We start from the raw sequence: 21069 nt of genomic DNA, 5'->3' as shown, positions 1-21069 counted from the left end.
CGGGATCAAACTACTTTCGCCAGAAGCCGATCCAACGCTTGCAAAAAGTTCGACCGATCCTTGGCATCGAACGGCCTGTTATAGCCTTTGCTTTCGCCGGTCTCGCGCAAATGCTGGTTGAGCTCACGCATACTCAACGCCATGCCGATATTGTGCGCATCAAATTCTTTGCCCGTCGGCCCCAATGCTCGCGCCTGTTTCTCCAAACAACGACTGGCCAAGGGAATATCTGCGGTGATCACAATCTCGCCCGCGCCAATATGCTCGGCAATCCAATCATCCGCCGCATCTGCCCCATGAGGCACAATCACATTCTGGATCATCGGATCACGCGACGGGCGAAGCCCGCCATTGGACACAATGGTGACGGGCACTTGAAATCGTTCGGCGACTTTCAGCACCTCGGCTTTCACCGGGCAGGCGTCGCCATCAACATAGATTCTCAATGGTCCGCAAACGCCTGATCATAGGCATCCACCAAGGCAACCGCGCGCGTATGAACGATCTTGGCGCCCTCGCCCGGCTTATAAAGCCCACCGCCAATGCCTGCGCCATCAACGCCCGCTTGCACCCAAACGTCAAAGTTTTCAGCATCAACGCCGCCAACAGCATAAACTGGCATTTTCGGCGGCAAAACCGCCTTCATGGCCTTCACGCCGCTCGGGCCAATCACTGAAGCGGGGAAGATCTTCAATCCATCCGCGCCTGCCTGAATGGCCGCGAAACATTCACTTGGCGTCAACACGCCGGGGAATGATTGCAAACCAGCCCGCTTAGTTGCGCGGATTACTTCGACATCGCAGTTTGGCGACACCACAAATTGGCCCTCAAACGAAACCAGATCATCAACATCTTGCTCGGTCAGCACAGTGCCCGCTCCGATCAATGCTTTACCATCAAACGCTTTGCGCATTTTGGAGATGCTTTCCCATGGGCGTGGCGAGTTAAGTGGCACCTCAATCATGGTGAGGCCTGCGTCCACCAAAGCGGCAGTCACGTCCACAGCTTCTTCCGGCGTAATGCCCCTCAAAATCGCAATCAATTGGCGATGGCTCATGACGCCACTCCTTCTTTCTGTGCTTTCGCAACCAAATTCAGTCCGCGTACGGTGAAATTTTCATCCACATCGCACAGCGGTTCAATGCCAAATTCTTTAAATGCAGCTTGATAAATGCTCATCAATTTCACGCCGCCAACAATCGCCACTTGTCCCGTGGCAAAACTGTCCATGCCCGATTTGATCTCCATGCCCATCAACAAACCAGACAACATGGCCCGCGCTTCAACAGGCGTCAGCCCGGTCAACAAGCTCTTGGCCCGCAAGCCAAACACCATGTTGGTGAAATCCTGCGGTGCGGCCATTGCATCTTTGACGCCATTTAGGAATGCATCATCATCCCATCCCTCCTCAGCAACGCTTAGGCGCACCACGGATTGCTGCGACAACAGATTAAACATCTCACCCGTCATATAGGTTTTAAACCCGGTGACTTGCGCAGACTTAATTTCCGCCCACTTTGAATGGGTGCCGGGCAAAATGATGGTGCCTTCAAAATCAGGATATTTTTCCAACAGGCCGAATATCTGGGTTTCTTCGCCGCGCATCACATCAGCCGGAACGTTTTGGCAAAGACCGGGCACAATCTGCACCTCAATGCGCGGATCGCTGGTCGCCACCTTGGTAAGCTTTAAGGCCCGATGCACATCAAACGGCACCTGCCCATACGTGGCTTCTTGCCAGCCACCACGCGCACCAACCATGCCGCACGCATAGATCGGCAAAACTCGCTCAGCCGAAAGCCAAGGCGCAATCAAATCCAATAATGTTGGTTCAAACTCTTCGGGCTTTAGCTTGCCCATACCTTTGTCGCTGGCCACATCATCCACAATGCGCCCATTCGCACCAATAGCATAGGCACGAACATTAGATGTACCCCAGTCCAAAGCGATAAATTCAATTGCAGCGGTCATAAACAACTCCCCTGCACGTTATGCAACACTGAAAAAAATTTTCAAAGTCAAAAACAGAATATTCCGTTCACCCAAAAATTTAGGCCGCCCGCCTTCCCGAAGGAAAACGAGCGGCCCGCTCACGACAAATCCAGGGAGGGATTAGTCTTTTTCTACGAGACGGTAGTACACAAAGTCAGATGTGGCACCGTTCACATACCCGTCAACATTTTCGCCCATCGCAACTTGGTAAGAAGCTTGGAACATAATGATGATTGGGGATTTCTCTTGAACGCGCTTCTGCAGTTCAACGTACATTGCTTCACGTTTTGCAGGATCGCTTTCGGTCAAAGCCGCTTTAGTCATCTCGTTCAACTCAGCAGGTACGGCCCATGCGTTACGCCATGTTGTGGTCGCAGCATATGAATCGTCTGAGTTGTCAGAGTTGTAAGCAAAAGCTTTTGCGTTTGAGTGTGGGTCCATAAAGTCTGGGCCCCAATACAAAAGCATGGCTTCGTGGCTACGCTCACGATATTTCGTGATCACTTGTGAGCCTGTGCCCGGAATGATCTCGAAATTGATGCCGGCGTCTGCAAAGCTTGCTTGCAAAGACTGGGCCATATCAGTGAATGGCGCCGCATTGATCACGTCCAAATCAACGGTGATTGGTGTTTCAATACCGGCATCTTCCAAGATTTGCTTGGCTTTTGCAGGGTCATAGCTATATGGCGTTTCGTCATATGAGCCAGGGAAGCCTTTAGGCCAGAATGCCTGGTGAACTTCCATTTGACCTTTAATGATTGAATTGGTCATGCCTTCATAATCAACCAAGTAACGGGCAGCTTCCCACACCGCTTCAGGTGTCAGGCTGTCTGTTTTTTGGTTGAATGACAAGAAGTGCACGGCAGCTTGTGGGAAAGTTTCAACTTTCACATCGCCGTCCAAACCTTCAACTTGATCAGGTGTCAAGTTGCGGGCCATGTCCACATCGCCAGACTGAAGCAACAATTGCTGTGTCGCGCTTTCAGCAACGTGACGCAACAACACTGATTTCATCTTAGGCGCACCCTTGAAGTAATCAGGATTTGCTTCCAAACGCACCAACTCTGCTGGGCGATATAGGCCCAATTTGAACGGGCCGGAGCCAGCTGAATTTGAGTTCAACCAAGCATTGCCCATGTCGCCATCAACTTCATTGGCCATAACCAACTCTTTGTCGACAACTGAAGCAGGGCGTGCAGCCAAAACGTTCATCACGAAAGCAGGTGAAAAATCGCCTGAATATTTAACGGTCACAGTGCCGTCGCCTGCAGTCACCATCTCGTCCACATTCTCAGCAGTCCAGCCAAGTTGCGCCAAGATGAAGGCAGGTGTCAGGTTCAATTTGATCACGCGACCCAATGAAAACGCCACATCTTCAGCGCGAACTGGGTTGCCAGAGTGGAACACAGCGCCATCACGCAAAGTGAACACGATGGTTTTGTTGTCCGCATCGATTTCCCAGCTTTCCGCTAGGCCATCAGCCAAAACGGTGGGGTCTTCGGCATCATATTGCACCAGACGGTCGTAGATGTTGGTGACCAACTCGCCTGACGTAAATTCGTAGGCCTGCGCCGGATCGATCGCAACAATATCATCGATATTTTGTGCCACAACCAAGGCATTGTCAGGTGTTGCAGCTTGGGCTGCGCCAGCTGCCATTGGCAGGGTAAAGGCCGCTGCCAACATTAAGGACTTGAGTATTTTCACTTCCGTTTCCTCCTTTTGGTCTTTGCATCGTTGGATGCAAATCCGGTTTACTTTTTCGCCAAGCTCAGTTCACGAAAAAGGGTCAATGTGCCGGTCCAAATGATTTTTGCAGGTTCGTCAAATGGGTTAGACCAGCTATGTGGAAGCCCGCCCCGAAAATGCAGGCTATCGCCAACGCCCAGCACATAACGGGTATCGGCTAACATCTGCTCAATTCGGCCTTCCAGCATATAAATGATTTCCTCACCCTCATGCGACGCCACCTCGGACTCATAGCCGGGCGGAATCGTCAAAATGAGGGAAGAAAGCTCGTTTGCAGGGTGCTCAACCGCCAGTTTTTCATAAACAACTGACGAGTCACCAATGTGAAATTTTGCGCGAGTGTCTTTGCGGGTGATCGCGTTGGTGGCTTTTGGCATAGAAATGAAATGCTCAATTTCCAACCCAAGCGCCAAAGCAATTTGGCCCAATGTGGCCAAACTAGGCACCGCGTTCTCGCGCTCAACTTGACTAAGATAGCCAGCTGAAACCCCGGCCCGCTCGCCCAATTGCGTCAAAGTAAGCTTCATTCTGCGACGTTGTTCGCGAATCAAACCTCCAACCGCAAATGTTTGTGGTGCTGCGATATTCAAGCTCGGCCTCCCTTTTCCAAGCGCATTCCATTAATAAAGTTATATACTATCAAAATAATTTTTGTATAGATAAAAAATGTTTGATTTTGGACTTTCTTCTATGCAAGTTTAGAAAAATTCCGAAATTCTGGGGGAGTGTATCCGTGTCTCAAACCGACACAGTCGATATTTCAGCGCAAAGCTGGACCAACAATATCTGGCTCAAAAGGCTGTTGACGATCTCACAATTTGTATTTGTGTTGATCCTCACATTTTTGGGCCTTTTAGCCATCACCTTCTTTATTGGCCGCGTGATCCCTATTGATCCCGTCTTGGCCATTGTTGGCGATCGTGCCACCCAAGAACTCTATGATGCCACACGCGAGGCAATGGGGCTAGACCAACCTTTGGTGGTTCAGTTCTTCACCTATGTGTTTGATGTGTTTCGCGGCGACCTTGGCAATTCTGCATCCACAGGCCGTTTGGTGATCGAAGATTTGAAGCGGGTCTTCCCCGCAACGCTCGAAATGGCCACCATCGGCATCATTATCGGCGTTGTGCTCGGCGTTCCAATGGGCGTTTTGTCTGCTGCTAATGAAGGCAAATGGGTGGACCAAGTGTTCCGCGTGCTCGGCCTTGTTGGCTATTCCGTACCCGCCTTTTGGCTTGGCCTGGTTGGCCTCGCCATCTTTTATGGCAATTTGGGCTGGGTCGCAGGCCCGGGCCGTATTGGCATTTTCTATGAAGGCATTGTGACCCCAGTAACGGGCCTAATCCTTGTGGACAGCTTGCTCCAAGGCGAATGGGAAATCTTTTACGATGCCATTCACCATTTGGTACTGCCAGCCTCGATCCTCGGCTTTTTCTCCCTCGCCTATATTGCGCGAATGACCCGCTCTTTCATGCTGGATCAACTCAGCCAAGAGTTTGTCACCACCGCTCGGGTTAAGGGCGTACCTGAATATAAGGTTATTTGGAAACACGCATTTCTGCCCATCCGTGTGCCGCTGATCACTGTGATCGGCCTTTCATATGCAGGCCTGCTGGAAGGGTCCGTGATGATTGAAACAGTATTCTCGTGGCCCGGCATTGGTAACTATCTCACCGTAGCTCTGCTCAACGCAGATATGAATGCCGTCTTGGGCGCGACATTGGTGATTGGCGCCGTGTTTATTTTCATCAACAAGATCTCAGACGTGCTGTACCGCGTCCTTGATCCAAGAAGCCGGTAAGGAGCCATAGTATGAGCAATATGACTGAATGGCTTTTGTCCGACAGCCCCACATCCAAAGGCCAAGCTTTCGCGGGCCGCGCTTGGCGCATGTGGCTTTCACTTTTGGGCAACCCGCTTGCAATTACGGGCCTGATCATTGTGGTGGTCTTGGTGTTGATGGCAGCCTTCGCGCCTCTCATCGCGCCCTATTCCCCCATTGGGCAAGACCTTGAAAATCGCCTCCTTCCCCCAAGTTGGGAACATTGGATGGGCACAGACGAGTTGGGCCGCGATATCTTCTCACGCGTGGTCTATGGCTCTCGCCTCACATTGATGATTGTGTTGCTGGTTGCCGCCATCTCCGCCCCGATTGGGTTGGTGATCGGGGCCATCTCCGGCTATTTCGGCGGTTGGGTTGATAAAGTGATGATGGGCATCACCGACATCTTCTTGTCCATGCCGAAATTGATCATGGCACTAGCCTTTGTGGCGGCACTTGGGCCCGGCATCGAAAATGCCATCATCGCGATTGCCATCACCGCATGGCCAGCCTATGCGCGGATTGCACGCGCTGAAACGCTGACCTTCCGCAATGCTGAGTTTATTGATGCGATCAAATTGCAAGGCGCTTCACCTGCACGCATCATCATCAACCATGTTCTGCCTCTTTGCACATCTTCGATGATCGTGCGGGTAACGCTGGACATGGCCGGCATTATTTTGACTGCGGCGGGCCTGGGCTTTTTGGGCCTCGGCGCGCAACCCCCATTGCCAGAATGGGGCGCCATGATTTCTCGTGGCCGTAACTTCATTCTGGATCAATGGTGGGTGGCCACCATGCCCGGCTTTGCCATCATTGTCGTGTCACTCGGCTTCTGCTTCTTGGGCGATGGCCTGCGTGACATTCTCGACCCTAAAAATGAGGGCAAATCATGAGCCAGAAACTGCTTGAAATCGAAGACTTGCGCGTCACCTTCCCCACACACCAAGGGGATGTGGACGTGGTCAAAGGCGTCAGCTTTGATCTGGGTCGTGAACGCTTGGCAATTGTGGGCGAGAGCGGCTCGGGCAAATCAATGACAGGCCGTTCGATCCTCAAATTGATCCGTTCTCCGGGTCGGGTAACCACCAAGAAGTTCATGTTCGATGGCATTGATCTTTCCAAGCAATCGGAGCGGCAAATGCGCAAACTGCGCGGCGCCCGCATTTCTATGGTGATGCAGGATCCGAAGTTCTCGTTGAACCCGGTGCTGACAATTGAAGATCAAATTGCAGAAGCGTTGCGCACCCACCAAAAGCTGACCCGTAAAGAGTTGGATGAGAAGGTGCTGCACATGCTGGATCAAGTGCGCATCAATGATCCGGCACGCGTGGCCAAGCTTTATCCGCATGAAGTGTCAGGCGGCATGGGCCAACGCATCATGATTGCCATGATGCTGATTCCAGAGCCGGACCTGCTGATTGCCGATGAACCAACTTCAGCGCTCGACGTGTCGGTGCAAGCACAGGTGCTCGATCTGATCGACAATCTGATCCAAGAAAAAGGCATGGGCCTTATTCTGATCAGCCACGATTTGAACCTCGTTGCCAATTATGCTGACCGTGTGCTGGTGATGAACTCTGGTGAGATTGTGGAACAATGCAATGCCAGCGAGCTCCACAAAGCCACCCACCCTTACACCCAAGGACTGTTGAACGCGATGCCGCGCATTGACGAAACGCGCGAGGAGCTACCAACCCTTGATCGAACCCAATGGGCTGCAACATGAGTGCAATTGAACTGAACAATCTCAATATCGCTTATTCCTCCGTGCAAGTGGTGCATAGCGCCAGCCTGACGGTAAATGAAGGCGAAAGCTTTGCGCTGGTGGGCGAATCTGGTTCTGGCAAATCCACAATTCTGAAAGCCATTTGCGGCTTGAATGATGAATGGACAGGCGAGATCAAACTCTATGGTGAAAAAGTCGATCCGCGCAAACGCGCCGATATTTCGCGTATTTCGCAAATGGTTTTTCAAGACCCCTACGGTTCTCTGCACCCGCGTAAAACCGTAGATACGACGCTGAGTGAACCATTGGCCATTCACGGCATTAAAGATAATGGCGACCGCATCATTGAGATGCTGGATGCTGTTGGGTTGGACCAGCGCTACCGCTTCCGCTTCCCGCACCAAATGTCTGGCGGTCAACGCCAGCGCGTAGCCATCGCGCGTGCTTTGATGCTGAAACCAAAATTAATGCTTTTGGACGAGCCGACATCGGCACTCGATGTATCCGTACAGGCTGAGATTTTGAATTTGCTGAAGCAATTGCGTGCATCTCAAAACCTCACCTTCTTGCTCGTAACGCACGACCTGCCCGTGGTTTCCTTCCTTTGCGACCGTTTGGCCGTGATGAAAAAAGGGAAGATTGTGGAAATCGCGACGCGTGACCAATTGGCAAAAGGCGCGTTTGACGATCCCTATTCGCAAGAGCTTTACCACGCCAGCAAGCATGAACATGTGGCCTAAGCGCTAGACACCAAAAAGGCGGCTCTCAAGCCGCCTTTTATTTGCCATTTCAAATGCTTTAAAATTCCTGCCAGTCTGGATCAATATCCACCGCCGCATTGCCTTGATAGGCAGGGGCAGCAGCCGCTTTCGGCGCAGGCGAATCTGCAGCCTTTTTGGGTGCCGCTGCACTATGAGCAGGCCGACTGCTCATGCCACCATCATCCAGCTTGAACACAGCCACGATGCGATCCAGCTCATCAGCCTGACCTTCCGTTTGCTCAATCGCCGCATTGGTCTGTTCCACCAAAGCCGCATTGTGTTGGGTGGTTTCATCCATGTCGCGAACCGCCTGATTGATCTCGCCAATAGAACTGGCCTGTGCCTTGCTCTTATCAGCGATCGACACCATCAAATCATTATTTGAACGCGCAGCTTCCAACATGGATTCGAGATTTGTCGCCGCCTCGGCCACCAATTTCGAACCATCCCCCACTTCAGCAACAGATTGCTCAATCAACTTCTTCACATCGGCGGATGCATTTGCAGCCGATTGCGCCAAACGCCGAACCTCAACAGCCACAACGGCAAAGCCCTTGCCCGCTTCACCAGCGCGGGCCGCTTCAACCGAAGCGTTCAAGGCCAACAGGTTGGTTTGGAACGCAATATCATCGATCATGCCAATGATCTTTGAGATTTCATTAGACGACGTTGTGATCCGCTGCATGGCTTCATTGGCCTGCCGCATCACTTCACCGCCCTCTTCCGCTGTTTGGCGCACTTTTTCAGCATTTGTGCTGGCGTCCGAGGCTTCTTGCGCATTCTCCAAAACGGTGTTGGACAATTGCTCCATCGCCGCAGACGTTTCTTCAATAGTCGCCGCCTGACGTGTTGTCCGATCAGACAGATCATTCGCACCAGACAAGATTTCACTTGTTGCGACCTTCAATTGACGTGATGTGCCACGCAAGCGTGAAATTACATCAGCCAACTTGTCGCCCACCTCATTAGTGTCGTTTTTCAACTGCAAAAACGCACCATGATATTCGCCTTGAACCCGCTGTGTCAGATCTGTATTGGCCAACGCTGCCAACACACGTCCAACCTCTGTGATGCCCTGATCAACCGTTTCCACAAGGCTATTCACGCCATGCGCAAGATTATTCAATTCCGCATCCGGGAATTCCTTATCCACACGCATTGAGAAATCACCTGTCACAGCCGCATCCACCACGTCACCAAACGACGCGCCCAATTCGCGCATCATCTCCGCCCGTTCGCGAATGCGATTATCAGCAGCGATTTTCTCTTCTTCCGTCATTTCGGTAATACGGTGGCCATTGGCGCGGAACACCTCAACGGCGCGAGCCATGTCACCAATTTCATCGTCCCGGTCATCAAAACCCACTTCAACATCATAGTCGCCATCGGCAATTTCTTTCATGCCTTTGGTCATGGATTTCAGCGGGCCTGTGATCACTTTTTGGAACACAAGGAAAATCACGCCAACAGCGGCCAACGCCGCAATAATGGTCGCAATCACAGCATCGCGTCGGCTAGCGTTAAGCGGCGCAAACACAACGCCCTTATCCACCACAACGCCCACATACCAATCAACAGCTGGCAAATTGGCAATCTTGTTGAAGCCGATAAAGCTTGGCGACCCGGCATCATCAACATCTTGGATGCTGCCATCAAACGCCAATGCATCCGACCCAAAAACATCGGTGACAGGCTGGCCAATATAGTCCGCATTTGAATGGATAATTACATTGCCATCACCAGAGGCCAAGAAGGCATAAGTGCCATTATGATTCACATCGGCCAACATGTCAGCAATTGTATTGATGGTGAAGTCGCCGCCAATAACGCCTTTAATCTTGCTGCCTTCCAATACGGGAGACGCAACAGTCACGGTCAAATTGCCTGTCGAGGCGTCTTGGTATGGCTCGGTCAACGCCGTTGCCTGATTGCTGGCCACATCCTGATACCAAGGACGCTTGCGCGGATCATAATCTGCAGGCAAGTCCTGTGGCGGATGGATCATGAAATTGCCTGTCGCATCCTCACCAAAATAAACCGCGTTAAATTTGTCTTCCAAAATCTTATATTTAAGCTCGCCTGTCGCGTCTGTTTCTGCATCAAGCGACGCAATTTTTTCCGCCTGCAATTCAACCAACAGCGTGCGTTCTTCAAACCACGCTGAAACACGATCACTCATGCTTTCGCCAACCGAGGCAATTTCCTCACGCATCGTCGCTTCTGCTTGCGCGCTTCGATTAACATCGAGAAATACGGCAAATGCAGTAAAACAAACAACGACGACACCGACAGTTGCGAGCATTGCTTTTGTTGCAACACCTAATTTCATGCTGGCACACTCCAATAAATTAACGTCTTGCGCGCTATTGCGCCGCAAAACTCTACAAATTGAATAGTTACATAGCTTTGTTAAGATATAATTGCTTGATCAGCCCGGCTTTAGTGACCCTAAGGCGCTTAAAATAGCTAACAGCGATAAGTTTTCTTGTGAAAAATAAGCAAATATACCGATGATGGAAAAACAAGCGATCGACTATTGTCGCATCGAGTTGATTGCCAAAGATAAACATCAGTTACAAATTTAAGAAATCAGATTCCAAGCATATATCAGCGTTTCGACATATGTAGACAAGAAGAAAAAATTCACTACGAATAATTTAGCTCACTAAATTTATCATGATAATTTTTTATTCTTAGATACCGTCACACCTGCTTATTCATGGCATGTGATGTCCGCCACAAATACCTCAAGAACTGCCCAACTCAACTTGAACGAACCCATCTAAATTATTGAATATAATAACAAATTTTTGATAAGAATCCTCAATTGGCAGGGCTATCCCCATTGACAAAGAAATGCTGATCAATTGGTATATAATTAATGTCAAATACAACTGGGTTAACTGAGTGGCATTGGATGAACTCTCACATTTGCTGAACGCGCCGTTGGAAAAATTCAATTCGCTCGACGAGGCGCACCATTGTCTTAAATATTGGGCCGATTGTTTTGAAGTAAGCCACATGGCCTATCTCGCCACCGATTTGTCAGACCTTAATCCACACACCGCCTGCTTGGTTAGCACCTACCCCCAAAAATGGATCGAACGCTACAAAGAGCAAAATTACATTTTAGTCGATCCGATCGTGCACAAAGCAAGGGAGCAAAATCGCCCCTTCTTATGGGCAGAATGTACCTGCGATGATGAAGTGGTGGTCAAATTTTTCAGCGACGCGCGCAAACATGGCATGGGCGAACATGGCCTCACCATTCCCATTCACGGCGCTCGGGCTGATAAGGCAATCTTCTCAATCGCTTCAAACGCACGTATCAAGGAATGGTCCGAATATTGCACCCGACATATGGGCAATCTGATCCTCTTCTCCTTGCAATTTCATATGGCAGCAATCGATGTACGCGGTGCCCTGCTCAATCGACCAAAACTTAAATCGCGCGAAATCGAAATCCTTTATTGGATTGCCGAGGGGAAAACCGCTTGGGAAACAAGCAAGATCCTCAATATATCCGAAAAAACTGTAGAGCATGGGCTCAAGCAAATCCGGGGCAAGTTCAATGCCACCAATACAACCCATGCGATCAGCCTCGCCTTTCGCTTGGGCGTTTTGCAATAAATGTCGCGTCGGCGTAGTATATCCAAATTCGGACTTTAAAACGCCTGAATTGCAAGACAAATTTGCGCTTCAGAACCCAAAACTTACATCAATCATAAAGACAAAACTCTATGCAAATCTGCGCCCTGCTGAACAAAGATGGCGGCACCCTCAAGACCATTGATGTTGAAGAATTTGCTCGTGACATTGAACAAAAGTTTCGGGCGCATGACCATGAGATTGAAGTCTCTATCATAGCGGGCGATCAATTGATCGACACGCTGGCGCAGCTTGCTGAAAATAATGAGTGTGATGTGGTTTTGGCTGGCGGTGGCGATGGCACCATTTCCGCCGCCGCCCAATATTGCTGGCAAAACACAAAAACGCTCGGCGTGATCCCAGCCGGCACCATGAACTTATTTGCGCGTTCCCTTGGCATTCCTTTGAACTTGGACGATGCGATCGATGCTTTGGCCGACGCCAGCAAAAAACAGGTCGATATCGCCACTGCAAATGACGAATTGTTTTTGCACCAATTGTCGGTGGGGCTACACCCGAAAATTGTGAAAATGCGCGATCAGGAACAGCACCAATCGCGGTTCCAGAAAATCTATGGCAGCATCCGCGCCGCATTGACAACATTCAGCCGCCCGCCGCGCTACCAAATTGATGTTAAAATCGATGGTGAATCGGCAAGAGAGCATTTGAGCTTAATTGCTGTGTCCAACAATAAATATGGCCGTGGCCATATGCCATATGCAGATTTTCCGCAGCAAGGCGAATTGGGGATTTACACGGCCCGCCCCCTCTCCACACAAGCCAACTTAAAGCTAGCGTCGGATTTGATATTGGGCACATGGGATGCCAATCCGGATTTGAAAGAACGCACCGCGCAAAAGGTGACCGTCAGCTTCCCAGACGGCAAAAAACACCCCGAAGTCACAATTGATGGCGAGCTGGTTGAGGATCAAAAGCGCTTTGAGATTCAAATTCATCCCAAAGCGCTAAGTGTTTTAGCACCGCCGCCACCGCAACCGTTTAATCTGTTTGGCTAGATTGCCAATCCAACATATTGGCCATCAAACGATAGGCACCGGGCACCAACTTATCGAGCTGATGATGCAAAATTAGGCTGGTGTGAATATGGCGACCTTTACCAAACGCGCCGACCAACAGGCTACCATCCAGCGGGTTCTCCCCTGCATCATTCATGGACAATAAGGGCGTGTAAGCATCATCCCAGGACGAGGCAAAATATAGCCCGCGCTCTTTGTGCCAGCCCGCCCAATCTTCGTCGCCAATCTTGTTTGGTCCGGCAAACAGAGCGTGATCTGGCTGAAGATAGCGCACTTCCGCATCTTGATCCGTCACACGCCAACGCAATGAAGGCTTGCCGATTTCCAGCGGGGCGAGCGGCACACGATCCTTATCCCAATTGTCCCATGGCCGATGATAAAGTGTAATCAGATTGCCGCCTTGACGCACCCAATCGTGCAGCGCTTCAACGTTGTCCAACAAGGCAGGCCGAGTGCGGAACGCAAACACACCGATGATAATGCTGTCAAAATCGCCAAAACGACCAGCGGCCAAAGTGTCGTCATCAATGGTAACGACATCAACGCCGAACTGGCTGAGCCAATATTGCACGCGATCGCTGCCGCCCCCCACATAGCCAATACGCCCCTTTGGCAACTCGGCATCCAAAACACGCAGTGAAATTTGTGCATCTTCTGCTCTCACAAGCGGGCCAGTGTGTGGATATTGCATTCGCCGCACAAAGGAGGCAGGCTTACCATCAAGCTGAACAGGCAATTCATATAGCCCGGCATCTACATCGGCCTGCGCAGAGAGCAAAAAGCCATCATCATTGCGTGTCGCATTAAACTGCTGCGAGGTCTCAAGCGTCAAAGCGCCATCAACACGACCATAGAGTTCAACTTGCTTCTCCGCCAACGAACGCTTGTTGATCAAAAGAGCTTTGGGCTCCAGCGCCACTTCATTTGCGGGTAAAACATTCAGGCGTTGCAAAGGATCAATATCCATTTGCATATTAACGCCCTCCAATGTCCACATCAGACGCAGGAACACATTTTCGTTGCCACGCAAAGGGGACCAGATATCTGGCAGTGGGTCGCTTGGCGCGGCATCATCTGGCACCGTAACGTCAAATTGCTTCGGCCCCACCTCTTCGACTTTCCACCCTTGAGGCACTTCAAGATGTGCACCAACCGCAAAGTCACTATCCAACTCCAAGTTAAATCGAACAGTCTCACCTGGGCGCGCAGAGATTTTTTCCGGCAAAAGACTTGCGCGTATTGGAGAGGCCCAATAAAGCGCGCGCTGCAATTGCAGCTCTTTCGCCCGCAGCCGATGTATCACTTCTGCTTTTGCACTATCCGGGCAAATCCGCATTGCATCGCGCACAGATTCGAGCGCCGCCAATAAAGACGTGTTCATGGTCTTCGTATTTGGCCATGCTTTTATCGCTGCATCAATGGCGCTTTGCGCCGTGAACAGTGGCGATCCCAAAACCATCGCACCCGCATATTCAGCCAAATCATTTAGCGTACGCGGCAATCCATCAAAAATGCTCTCTTCGTTAGCAGGTTCGCCTTCAGCCACCCAAGCAAGATGGAGCGGCCATTTCTTTTGCTTACCGGGCGCAACCCAAGTGCCCATACCTTGGGTTTGGTGGAACGCACGAGAAACCTGCCCCAATTGGGCATAATCCATACCGATGATGAGATCTTGGCCACTCCCCTCGATCTCAACAGTTTGCGGCGGCGGTGGCAAATCATCATCATATGCATCCCCCGCGCCAGACCAAGCGGGCAAATAGAGCTTTTTCACTTGCCAAACGGGCAAGTTTTGCTCTGGAAATGCCTTTGGATCTGCCGCAAGCTTAACGGCCTTGTAGGCGCTTTGCGTCATCGCACGGTGATGCCCGTGCTGCCCCGGCACATCCAAAAAAGTCACCGTCGCAATATCAGGGCGCTCCGTCCGCAATATCCAAACGAAGCGCTCCAAAGTGCGTTCTTCGCCCCAATATTTCAGGGTCTCTTCGCCCGTTTTCGAAAAGCCAAAATCAGCCAACGGATCACCCGGATATTGGCACAGCCAATATTGCGTCATGTCCAAAATGTCCGCCGCGCGCTCCATTTCTCGGGTCCGCACAACCCCAAGATCAACGCCCGTTTCGGTACCAATTGCATTTTGCCCGCCTTCCCCACGGGTCGAACAGGCATGAGACAAATTTATGCCCTCACGATAAATCAGCGCTGCCAGCATGGTTGAAATCTCATCGTCTGGGTGCGCGCCCGTATTCATGAAGGAAACGCAGGATTTGAGCGGCAATAATGCGCGCCACAACTGCACAGAACGCGGCTGTGCAAAGGCGTTCAACAATCGATCAGCATCTTGCTTGGACATAACTCTTCCTTCAGGTTCAATATGAATTTGTGTGTGGCGTAATCGTTTGGTGGATCACCATCGCACCTGCGCCCAACGCCGCAGTCAGCCGCCCCGAAAAGCCGCGCATCACCCGTGGGCATTTGCGTTCTTCCCGGTTCGCCACAGAGCCATTTGGTAAATTCAGGCGATCAATCAACGCGTTAATCACAGCGTCGGGCAGCGCCCCGCCAAGGATAATCGTTTGGGGGTCAAAAATGTTCTCAAGCGTGCCAATTGCGTGCGCCAAATGTTGTGCGGCAACATCAAGCCAAGCCAAAAAATGCTCATTGCCGTCCGCAACCAAACGCGCAAAATCTTCACCAGAATTAGCTTCGATGCCAAATTGTGCCAAATGCTGTCGCGCCGCAAAGCGGCTGGCATAGGTTTCCAAACAGCCTTTATTGCCACAAGGACAATCGCGCCCGTTGATCTGGGTGACGATATGGCCAATTTCACCAGCGTTACCAAATGCACCGCGCATCACATGGCCCTTCGAAATCACGCCAAGGCCGATACCCGTGCCGAAATAGACATAACAAAAATCATCCATTTCGCTGGCAACCCCGGCCACGCGCTCACAAACAGCCGCAGCTGTCGCATCATTTTCGATCAGCACTGGATACCCAATTTCCGCTTCAAAAGCTGCCTGCGGATCTATATCTTCCCAATCTGGCAAAACGGCCTCACCCGCACTTGAAATCGCAGTGTCACCAAATGGACCGGGCATCACGACACCCACGCCCAGCAAACTTGCTGGGTCAAACTTAACCGTCGAAAGTGCCAACCGCACTTGATCGCCCACCGCCTTAATAGCCGGGTCGGGATGCGCATCTATCAGCGGCATCCGCTCGAAATAGATTTGCTCGCCTGAAAGATTGAGCGCCGCGACGATGATCGCATCGGGCCGCAGTTCCGCGCCGATGGCAAACGCCCCTTCGGGATTGAAACGATATTGCAAGGCTGGCTTGCCGCGCACACCGGTTTTATGCCCATCCGGCATCAGCAATTTTTGCTGTTCTAAATCTGCAGTGATGTTGGACACCGCCTGAATGCTCAGGCCGCAGCTTCGCGCAATTTCCGCCCGCCCTGCAGGCTCGTTCGCACGCACATAGTCGAGCACAACTTTTTGGTTGTGGTCGCGATTGCGCAGCGCATTGCCGCCAATAATGCCTGTTGTGCTCTTCGATGCCATAAATTCAAATTATTTACTCAATTAACTTGAGTTAAGTATTGATTTGTTTTCGCAAATGGTCAACACTTACCAACAGTCTCGAGCAAAAAAACCTCAGTTCCGCGCATTAAAATAAATGCAAGACACTGAAAAATAATAATAAAATTAAAACTTGAGCAAAACCTTTAGTGGAGGGACTTAAAAATGAAATCATGGAAGAACAAGCTTCTGGGCTTTGCCTCAGGGGCGATTTTTGCCCTCAGCGCCGGATCATCCTGGGCTGTGGAAATCGAATATTGGCAATATTTTTTCGAAGCGCGTGTGAATGCAATTGATACGCTCATTGAAAAATTTGAAGCCGAAAACCCGGACATCACAGTCAAGCAAACCACCTTCCCTTATGCGGATTATCGCACAAAGGTTGCGGCGGCTATTCCTGCTGGTGAAGGTCCGGATGTTGTGCAGCTATTTTATGGCTGGCTCAACGACTATGTTGAAGCTGAGTTGATCACCCCATTGCCAGCCGACATGTTCCCGCCTGAAATGATTGAGGAAGAATTCTTCCCAATGGTTCAGGCGATGAAACGTGACGGACAATATATGGCATTGCCAACCGCTGTTCGGTCTTTAGCTCTGTTCTACAATGAGCGCTTGTTTGACGAAGCGGGTGTTGAAAACCCACCAGCAACTTTGGACGAGTTGGTGGAAATCGCCAAAAAACTCACCAAAAAAGACGGTTCTGGCAACATCACGCAAGTAGGCATCACCACAGGCATGAACGCACAGGATCACCATTGGTGGCGCGAAGTGTTGACTCGTCAGTTTGGCGGCGACCCTTATGCCGACAATTACCGCGATGTGAACTATGACGATGATGGCAGCGGCGCTGCAGCCATGAAATGGTACACCGACCTGCAAAATGTGCATGGTGTAACCCAGGCTGGCTTTATGGACGAGCCACAAGCTGCCTTTAAGGCGGGTCGTGCGGGTATGCACATTGACGGTTCATTCCGCATCGGTGCGCTTGAAAAGACTCGCGGCTTGAAATGGGGCGTGGCAGAATTGCCAGCAGGCCCAGACGGCATCAAATCCAACTATTCAAGCTATTGGGTAAATGCTGTCACGTCGAAAGCTCAAGGCGAAAAAGCTGAAGCAGCCAAGAAATTCATGGCCTTCATCACTTCAGATGAAGCAATGCAAATCTGGTTGGACACTGTGGGCGAATTGCCTGCGAAGCCATCAGCTGCTTTGACAGATGAAAACAAAGCCAACCCTGTGTTCGGCCCATTCATCGAAGGCTTGGGATATGCGAAAACAACCATTTTCGCCAACGAATCTGCCCAACGCCAAGTGTTGATGGATGCAACACAACGTATTTTCCTTGAAGGACAATCTGCTGAAGATGCAATCGCTATCGCCGCAGAAGAAGAACAAAAAATCCTCGACGAATATTACGAAGAATAAACTGATCGAGGGGGCGACAAAGGTCGCCCCTTCACCTATCGGGGGGAGTATTTATGGGCTGGTACGCCAATTTAACAATCAAACAAAAACAGGTCGTATGGGCATGGACATTTCTGTCGCTCCCCATCCTGTTTTACTGTGTGATCCGTTTTTACCCAACGCTAAACGCCATTACCCTATCATTTCAGGAATGGAACCTGTTGAGTGATCGGGAATGGGTCGGCCTTGAAAACTATTTCAAGCTGTTTGCAGATCCAGTGTTCTGGAAAGTGTTCAAAAACACCTTCGTCTATTTGTTGATCGGCACACCTGTTAGCTTGGTCCTCTCATTTGTCGTGGCCTACCATTTGGATAAGGTCCGCTTTATGCATGGCACCATTCGCGCCCTGTATTTTCTGCCCTTTATGACTTCTGCCGTGGCCATGGCTTGGCTTTGGCGCTGGTTCTACCAACCTGTGCCCATCGGCCTGTTTAACAATGCGCTGGCCAGCGTTGGCATTCCACAATTCCCCTTCCTGTCTTCCACCACTTGGGCCCTTCCATCAATTTTGGCACCAGCGGTTTGGGCAGGCTTGGGCTTCCAAATCATCATCTTTATGGCGGGCCTGCGGGCAATTCCACAAACTTATTATGAGGCAGCGCACATTGATGGCGTTGGCCCATGGACGATTCTGTGGCGCATCACGCTGCCGCTGCTAAAACCAACCATCGTGTTTTTGGTGGTGCTCAGCTCCATCGGTTTCCTGCGGATTTTCGATCAGGTCTTCAACATGACCACCAACAATCCGGGCGGTCCGCTTAACTCGACCAAGCCGCTGGTGTTGATGATTTACGAAACAGCCTTCTCCTCGTTCGATATGGGCTATGCAGCCGCACAAACCGTTGTGTTGTTCGTCATTCTATTGGCCGTTAGCCTCACGCAACTTTACATTATGAGGGACAAATAAGATGACCGATATTTCCGGCGTTAAAGTCACCACAGATGCCCTCGACAAGCCAAAGCGCGTGAACCGCAAGCAAGATCCAGTTGCCATTTTGCGTTGGATATTGCTCATGGGCGGCGGCATTTTGATGGTGCTTCCCATCGTTTATATGATCTCAACCTCGCTGAAATGGCCGCACGAGATCTATGAACTCTCCATCATCCCCAAAGAACCAACCTTGGATAACTATTCCTATGTGTTGGAAGATGGCCGCTTCTATATGTGGTTCATCAATTCGATGATCATCGCGGTGATCACCACGGTTTCCGCCGTGCTGTTTGATGCGCTTGTTGGCTACACATTATGTAAATTTGAGTTCCGTGGCCGAATGATCGTGTTCATCGCCATTCTCTCCACCTTGATGATCCCAACTGAAATGCTGGTGATCCCCTGGTATTTGATGGCAAAGAACTTCGGCTGGCTCGACACCTATTGGGGCATCATGTTCCCCGGCATCATGACCGCATTTGGCACATTTTTGATGAAACAATTCTTTGAGACTGTGCCCGACGATTTCTTGGAAGCCGCACGCATTGATGGGCTAAACGAGTTCCAGATCTGGTGGCGCGTGGCTATGCCCATGGTCAAACCCGCTCTTGCAGCGCTTGCCATCTTTGTGTTCCTCGGCAACTGGACAGCCTTTATCTGGCCGCTGATCGTCACCAATTCACCGGAGCTTTATACGCTGCCCGTGGGCCTCACCACCTTTAGCGTTGAGCAATCAGTGCAGTGGGAGCTGATCATGACGGGTGCCGCCTTGGCGACCTTGCCGACCTTGATCGTTTTCCTAATCTTCCAGCGCTTCATCATTCGCGGCGTTGTTATGGCGGGGCTTAAAGGATGAGTGACAATTCAACCTTTCCGCATCCTGTCTATAAAGACACGGTTTTGGCACCGCTTTTTGAAGGTGCCAAAGCCCACCATGTTGATGCGTTTCGCATGATCAACCAGGCACATCTGGTGATGCTGGTGGATGAAGGGATTTTGACCGAAGAAACCGGACAAAAGATTGCCAATGCACTTCGCACAATCGACAAGGAAATTGATGTCAGCACCCTCACCTACACGGGCGAAGTGGAGGACTATTTCTTCCTTGTTGAAGCGGAGCTGAAAAAACGGATTGGCCCCGATTTAGCTGGGGCGTTGCACACTGCACGCAGCCGCAACGACATGGACCACACTGTGTTCAAACTGGGTCTGCAAAAGCGTGCAGACCAGTTGCTTCAATCGCTCCACGGGCTGGTGAATGCCATGCACGAAACCGCAGCGCGTGAGAAGGAAACGCTGATTGTGGCTTACACCCATGGGCAACCGGCGCAGCCCAGCACGTTTGGACATTATCTGTTGGCGGCGTCTGAAGTGTTGCTCCGCGATTTAGATCGCCTAATGCTGGCCCGCCAGCAAATTGAAAAATGCCCCATGGGCGCAGCGGCCATCACCACATCTGGCTTCCCGATCAGTCGTCAGCATGTTGCGGAGTTGCTTGGATTTGCAGAGCCATTGGAAAATGCCTATGGCTGCATCGCCAGCGTGGATTACATCACTGGCCTTTATAGTGCGATCAAACTGATCTTCGTGCATTTGGGCCGCGTCGTCCAAGATTTCCAATTCTGGAGTGCGTTTGAAGTTGGCCAACTTTATGTGCCCAACGCTTTGGTACAGATCAGCTCGATCATGCCGCAAAAACGCAACCCGGTACCGATTGAGCATATGCGCCATCTATGTTCGGTCACCGCAGGGCGTTGCGACATGATGGTCAACACCATGCACAACACGCCTTTCACAGACATGAATGATAGTGAAGGCGAAGTGCAACAAGCGGGCTATGCCACATTTGAGAGCGGCGGGCGCGCCATTGACTTGCTGGCCGCCTTTATTCCAGCACTTTCGATCAATGAAGATCGTGTGGCCAAAACCAGCGACGCTGCCTGTATCACCATCACCGAACTGGCCGACACTTTGGTGCGCGAAGAAAGCCTCTCATTCCGCCAAGCGCATGAGATTGCGGCAGCAACCGCAAAGAAAGTCATCACCGAAGGCAAATCCTTGGCGGACGCGTATGATGATTTTCATGCAGCGTTTGAGGCGATGACGGAGCGCGAAACGCACCTAAATGAAGCAGCCTATCAACAAGCAGTATCTGCTCGCCATTTCGTCAATGTGCGCAAGCGGTTTGGCGGCCCAGCGCCAACAGCGATTGAAGCATCGCTTGAGCGACAAGCAGAACATTTCGATCAGCTCAAATCTGACTTTGAGCAAATCCAAACAAGAAAAAATAAAGCGGCCCAAATGCGTGAAAAAGCATTCGGTGCCCTGCTCAACAATCGGGGGGAATGATT

At 50.9% G+C, this 21069-nt stretch carries 18 protein-coding genes; 10 read left to right on the top strand and 8 right to left on the bottom strand.

Going from position 1 to position 21069, the window contains the following annotated elements; translation table 11 throughout:
• Positions 1 to 5 precede the first annotated feature (5 nt).
• The 5 genes from ACP15Y_RS08445 to ACP15Y_RS08425 all read right to left on the bottom strand — a co-directional run bounded on the left by ACP15Y_RS08445 (position 6) and on the right by ACP15Y_RS08425 (position 4331).
• Complete coding sequence (locus ACP15Y_RS08445) at positions 6 to 446, bottom strand: YaiI/YqxD family protein (protein ID WP_424982620.1); 441 nt, start codon at positions 444 to 446, stop codon at positions 6 to 8.
• Entirely contained in the window at positions 443 to 1057 is a 615-nt protein-coding gene (locus ACP15Y_RS08440; protein WP_424982619.1) for a 2-dehydro-3-deoxy-6-phosphogalactonate aldolase, read from the bottom strand. Before ACP15Y_RS08440 ends, ACP15Y_RS08445 begins: the two co-directional genes overlap by 4 nt.
• Positions 1054 to 1971 (bottom strand): 2-dehydro-3-deoxygalactonokinase, encoded by a 918-nt coding sequence (locus ACP15Y_RS08435; protein ID WP_424982618.1) that lies wholly within the window; start codon positions 1969 to 1971, stop codon positions 1054 to 1056. Before ACP15Y_RS08435 ends, ACP15Y_RS08440 begins: the two co-directional genes overlap by 4 nt.
• A 141-nt stretch (positions 1972 to 2112) precedes the next feature.
• The gene (locus tag ACP15Y_RS08430; protein WP_424983084.1) at positions 2113 to 3678 is read right to left on the bottom strand and encodes an ABC transporter substrate-binding protein; all 1566 of its coding nucleotides are present in this window, start codon (positions 3676 to 3678) and stop codon (positions 2113 to 2115) included.
• A gap of 68 nt (positions 3679 to 3746) precedes the next feature.
• Positions 3747 to 4331, bottom strand: a complete 585-nt coding sequence (locus ACP15Y_RS08425; RefSeq protein ID WP_424982617.1) for a cupin domain-containing protein — start codon at positions 4329 to 4331, stop codon at positions 3747 to 3749.
• Between the two features lie 194 nt (positions 4332 to 4525).
• On the opposite strand from ACP15Y_RS08425, the gene ACP15Y_RS08420 reads away from it, so the two are divergent.
• Genes ACP15Y_RS08420 through ACP15Y_RS08405 form a run of 4 tightly spaced genes read left to right on the top strand, consistent with a single transcriptional unit; the run spans position 4526 to position 8032 of the window.
• Positions 4526 to 5542 carry an ABC transporter permease gene (locus tag ACP15Y_RS08420; RefSeq protein ID WP_424983083.1) on the top strand — a complete coding sequence of 339 codons (1017 nt, stop codon included), beginning with the start codon at positions 4526 to 4528 and terminating at the stop codon, positions 5540 to 5542.
• Between the two features lie 20 nt (positions 5543 to 5562).
• Entirely contained in the window at positions 5563 to 6459 is an 897-nt protein-coding gene (gene nikC / locus ACP15Y_RS08415; RefSeq protein WP_424983082.1) for a nickel transporter permease, read from the top strand.
• Positions 6456 to 7292, top strand: coding sequence for an ABC transporter ATP-binding protein (locus tag ACP15Y_RS08410; RefSeq protein WP_424982616.1), 837 nt, complete (start codon positions 6456 to 6458; stop codon positions 7290 to 7292). Before nikC ends, ACP15Y_RS08410 begins: the two co-directional genes overlap by 4 nt.
• Positions 7289 to 8032 carry an ABC transporter ATP-binding protein gene (locus tag ACP15Y_RS08405; RefSeq protein ID WP_424982615.1) on the top strand — a complete coding sequence of 248 codons (744 nt, stop codon included), beginning with the start codon at positions 7289 to 7291 and terminating at the stop codon, positions 8030 to 8032. The genes ACP15Y_RS08410 and ACP15Y_RS08405 overlap by 4 nt, the downstream gene beginning before the upstream one ends.
• Positions 8033 to 8090: 58 nt before the next feature.
• Here ACP15Y_RS08405 and ACP15Y_RS08400 read toward each other — a convergent pair whose 3' ends face one another.
• Positions 8091 to 10382, bottom strand: a complete 2292-nt coding sequence (locus ACP15Y_RS08400) for a methyl-accepting chemotaxis protein (RefSeq protein WP_424982614.1) — start codon at positions 10380 to 10382, stop codon at positions 8091 to 8093.
• A 578-nt stretch (positions 10383 to 10960) separates the two neighbouring features.
• On the opposite strand from ACP15Y_RS08400, the gene ACP15Y_RS08395 reads away from it, so the two are divergent.
• Positions 10961 to 11683, top strand: coding sequence for a helix-turn-helix transcriptional regulator (locus ACP15Y_RS08395; RefSeq protein ID WP_424982613.1), 723 nt, complete (start codon positions 10961 to 10963; stop codon positions 11681 to 11683).
• A gap of 110 nt (positions 11684 to 11793) precedes the next feature.
• On the top strand, positions 11794 to 12717 hold the full coding sequence (locus ACP15Y_RS08390) for a diacylglycerol/lipid kinase family protein (RefSeq protein WP_424982612.1): 924 nt from the start codon (positions 11794 to 11796) through the stop codon (positions 12715 to 12717).
• Here ACP15Y_RS08390 and ACP15Y_RS08385 read toward each other — a convergent pair.
• On the bottom strand, positions 12701 to 15091 hold the full coding sequence (locus tag ACP15Y_RS08385; RefSeq protein ID WP_424982611.1) for a PIG-L family deacetylase: 2391 nt from the start codon (positions 15089 to 15091) through the stop codon (positions 12701 to 12703). The two genes, ACP15Y_RS08390 and ACP15Y_RS08385, sit on opposite strands and share 17 nt — an antisense overlap.
• Before the next feature lie 16 nt (positions 15092 to 15107).
• Positions 15108 to 16304 (bottom strand): ROK family transcriptional regulator, encoded by a 1197-nt coding sequence (locus tag ACP15Y_RS08380; RefSeq protein ID WP_424982610.1) that lies wholly within the window; start codon positions 16302 to 16304, stop codon positions 15108 to 15110.
• 183 nt (positions 16305 to 16487) lie between these two features.
• On the opposite strand from ACP15Y_RS08380, the gene ACP15Y_RS08375 reads away from it, so the two are divergent.
• The 4 genes from ACP15Y_RS08375 to argH are packed head-to-tail and all read left to right on the top strand — an operon-like array spanning position 16488 to position 21067.
• Positions 16488 to 17747 (top strand): extracellular solute-binding protein, encoded by a 1260-nt coding sequence (locus ACP15Y_RS08375; RefSeq protein ID WP_424982609.1) that lies wholly within the window; start codon positions 16488 to 16490, stop codon positions 17745 to 17747.
• Between the two features lie 53 nt (positions 17748 to 17800).
• A complete protein-coding gene (locus tag ACP15Y_RS08370; protein WP_424982608.1) occupies positions 17801 to 18694 on the top strand; it encodes a carbohydrate ABC transporter permease in 894 nt (297 codons plus the stop codon).
• 1 nt (position 18695) lies between these two features.
• Positions 18696 to 19574 (top strand): carbohydrate ABC transporter permease, encoded by an 879-nt coding sequence (locus tag ACP15Y_RS08365; protein ID WP_424982607.1) that lies wholly within the window; start codon positions 18696 to 18698, stop codon positions 19572 to 19574.
• On the top strand, positions 19571 to 21067 hold the full coding sequence (gene argH, locus ACP15Y_RS08360) for an argininosuccinate lyase (protein ID WP_424982606.1): 1497 nt from the start codon (positions 19571 to 19573) through the stop codon (positions 21065 to 21067). The genes ACP15Y_RS08365 and argH overlap by 4 nt, the downstream gene beginning before the upstream one ends.
• Positions 21068 to 21069 lie beyond the last annotated feature (2 nt).

This window comes from Maritalea sp. S77 (assembly GCF_049801075.1).
Taxonomy (GTDB): Bacteria; Pseudomonadota; Alphaproteobacteria; order Rhizobiales; family Devosiaceae; genus Maritalea.
Note: the sequence above shows the minus strand (reverse complement) of the source record. Positions and strands in the feature narration are given on the sequence as shown.

Excerpts from the sequence above, each read along its gene's own strand:
- ACP15Y_RS08440 (WP_424982619.1), bottom strand. The coding sequence starts at position 1,057 with ATGAGCCATCGCCAATTGATTGCGATTTTGAGGGGCATTACGCCGGAA.
- ACP15Y_RS08435 (WP_424982618.1), bottom strand. The coding sequence starts at position 1,971 with ATGACCGCTGCAATTGAATTTATCGCTTTGGACTGGGGTACATCTAAT.
- ACP15Y_RS08430 (WP_424983084.1), bottom strand. The coding sequence starts at position 3,678 with ATGTTGGCAGCGGCCTTTACCCTGCCAATGGCAGCTGGCGCAGCCCAA.
- nikC (WP_424983082.1), top strand. The coding sequence starts at position 5,563 with ATGACTGAATGGCTTTTGTCCGACAGCCCCACATCCAAAGGCCAAGCT.
- ACP15Y_RS08410 (WP_424982616.1), top strand. The coding sequence starts at position 6,456 with ATGAGCCAGAAACTGCTTGAAATCGAAGACTTGCGCGTCACCTTCCCC.
- ACP15Y_RS08405 (WP_424982615.1), top strand. The coding sequence starts at position 7,289 with ATGAGTGCAATTGAACTGAACAATCTCAATATCGCTTATTCCTCCGTG.
- ACP15Y_RS08400 (WP_424982614.1), bottom strand. The coding sequence starts at position 10,382 with ATGAAATTAGGTGTTGCAACAAAAGCAATGCTCGCAACTGTCGGTGTC.
- ACP15Y_RS08390 (WP_424982612.1), top strand. The coding sequence starts at position 11,794 with ATGCAAATCTGCGCCCTGCTGAACAAAGATGGCGGCACCCTCAAGACC.
- ACP15Y_RS08385 (WP_424982611.1), bottom strand. The coding sequence starts at position 15,091 with ATGTCCAAGCAAGATGCTGATCGATTGTTGAACGCCTTTGCACAGCCG.
- ACP15Y_RS08380 (WP_424982610.1), bottom strand. The coding sequence starts at position 16,304 with ATGGCATCGAAGAGCACAACAGGCATTATTGGCGGCAATGCGCTGCGC.
- ACP15Y_RS08375 (WP_424982609.1), top strand. The coding sequence starts at position 16,488 with ATGAAATCATGGAAGAACAAGCTTCTGGGCTTTGCCTCAGGGGCGATT.
- ACP15Y_RS08370 (WP_424982608.1), top strand. The coding sequence starts at position 17,801 with ATGGGCTGGTACGCCAATTTAACAATCAAACAAAAACAGGTCGTATGG.
- ACP15Y_RS08365 (WP_424982607.1), top strand. The coding sequence starts at position 18,696 with ATGACCGATATTTCCGGCGTTAAAGTCACCACAGATGCCCTCGACAAG.
- argH (WP_424982606.1), top strand. The coding sequence starts at position 19,571 with ATGAGTGACAATTCAACCTTTCCGCATCCTGTCTATAAAGACACGGTT.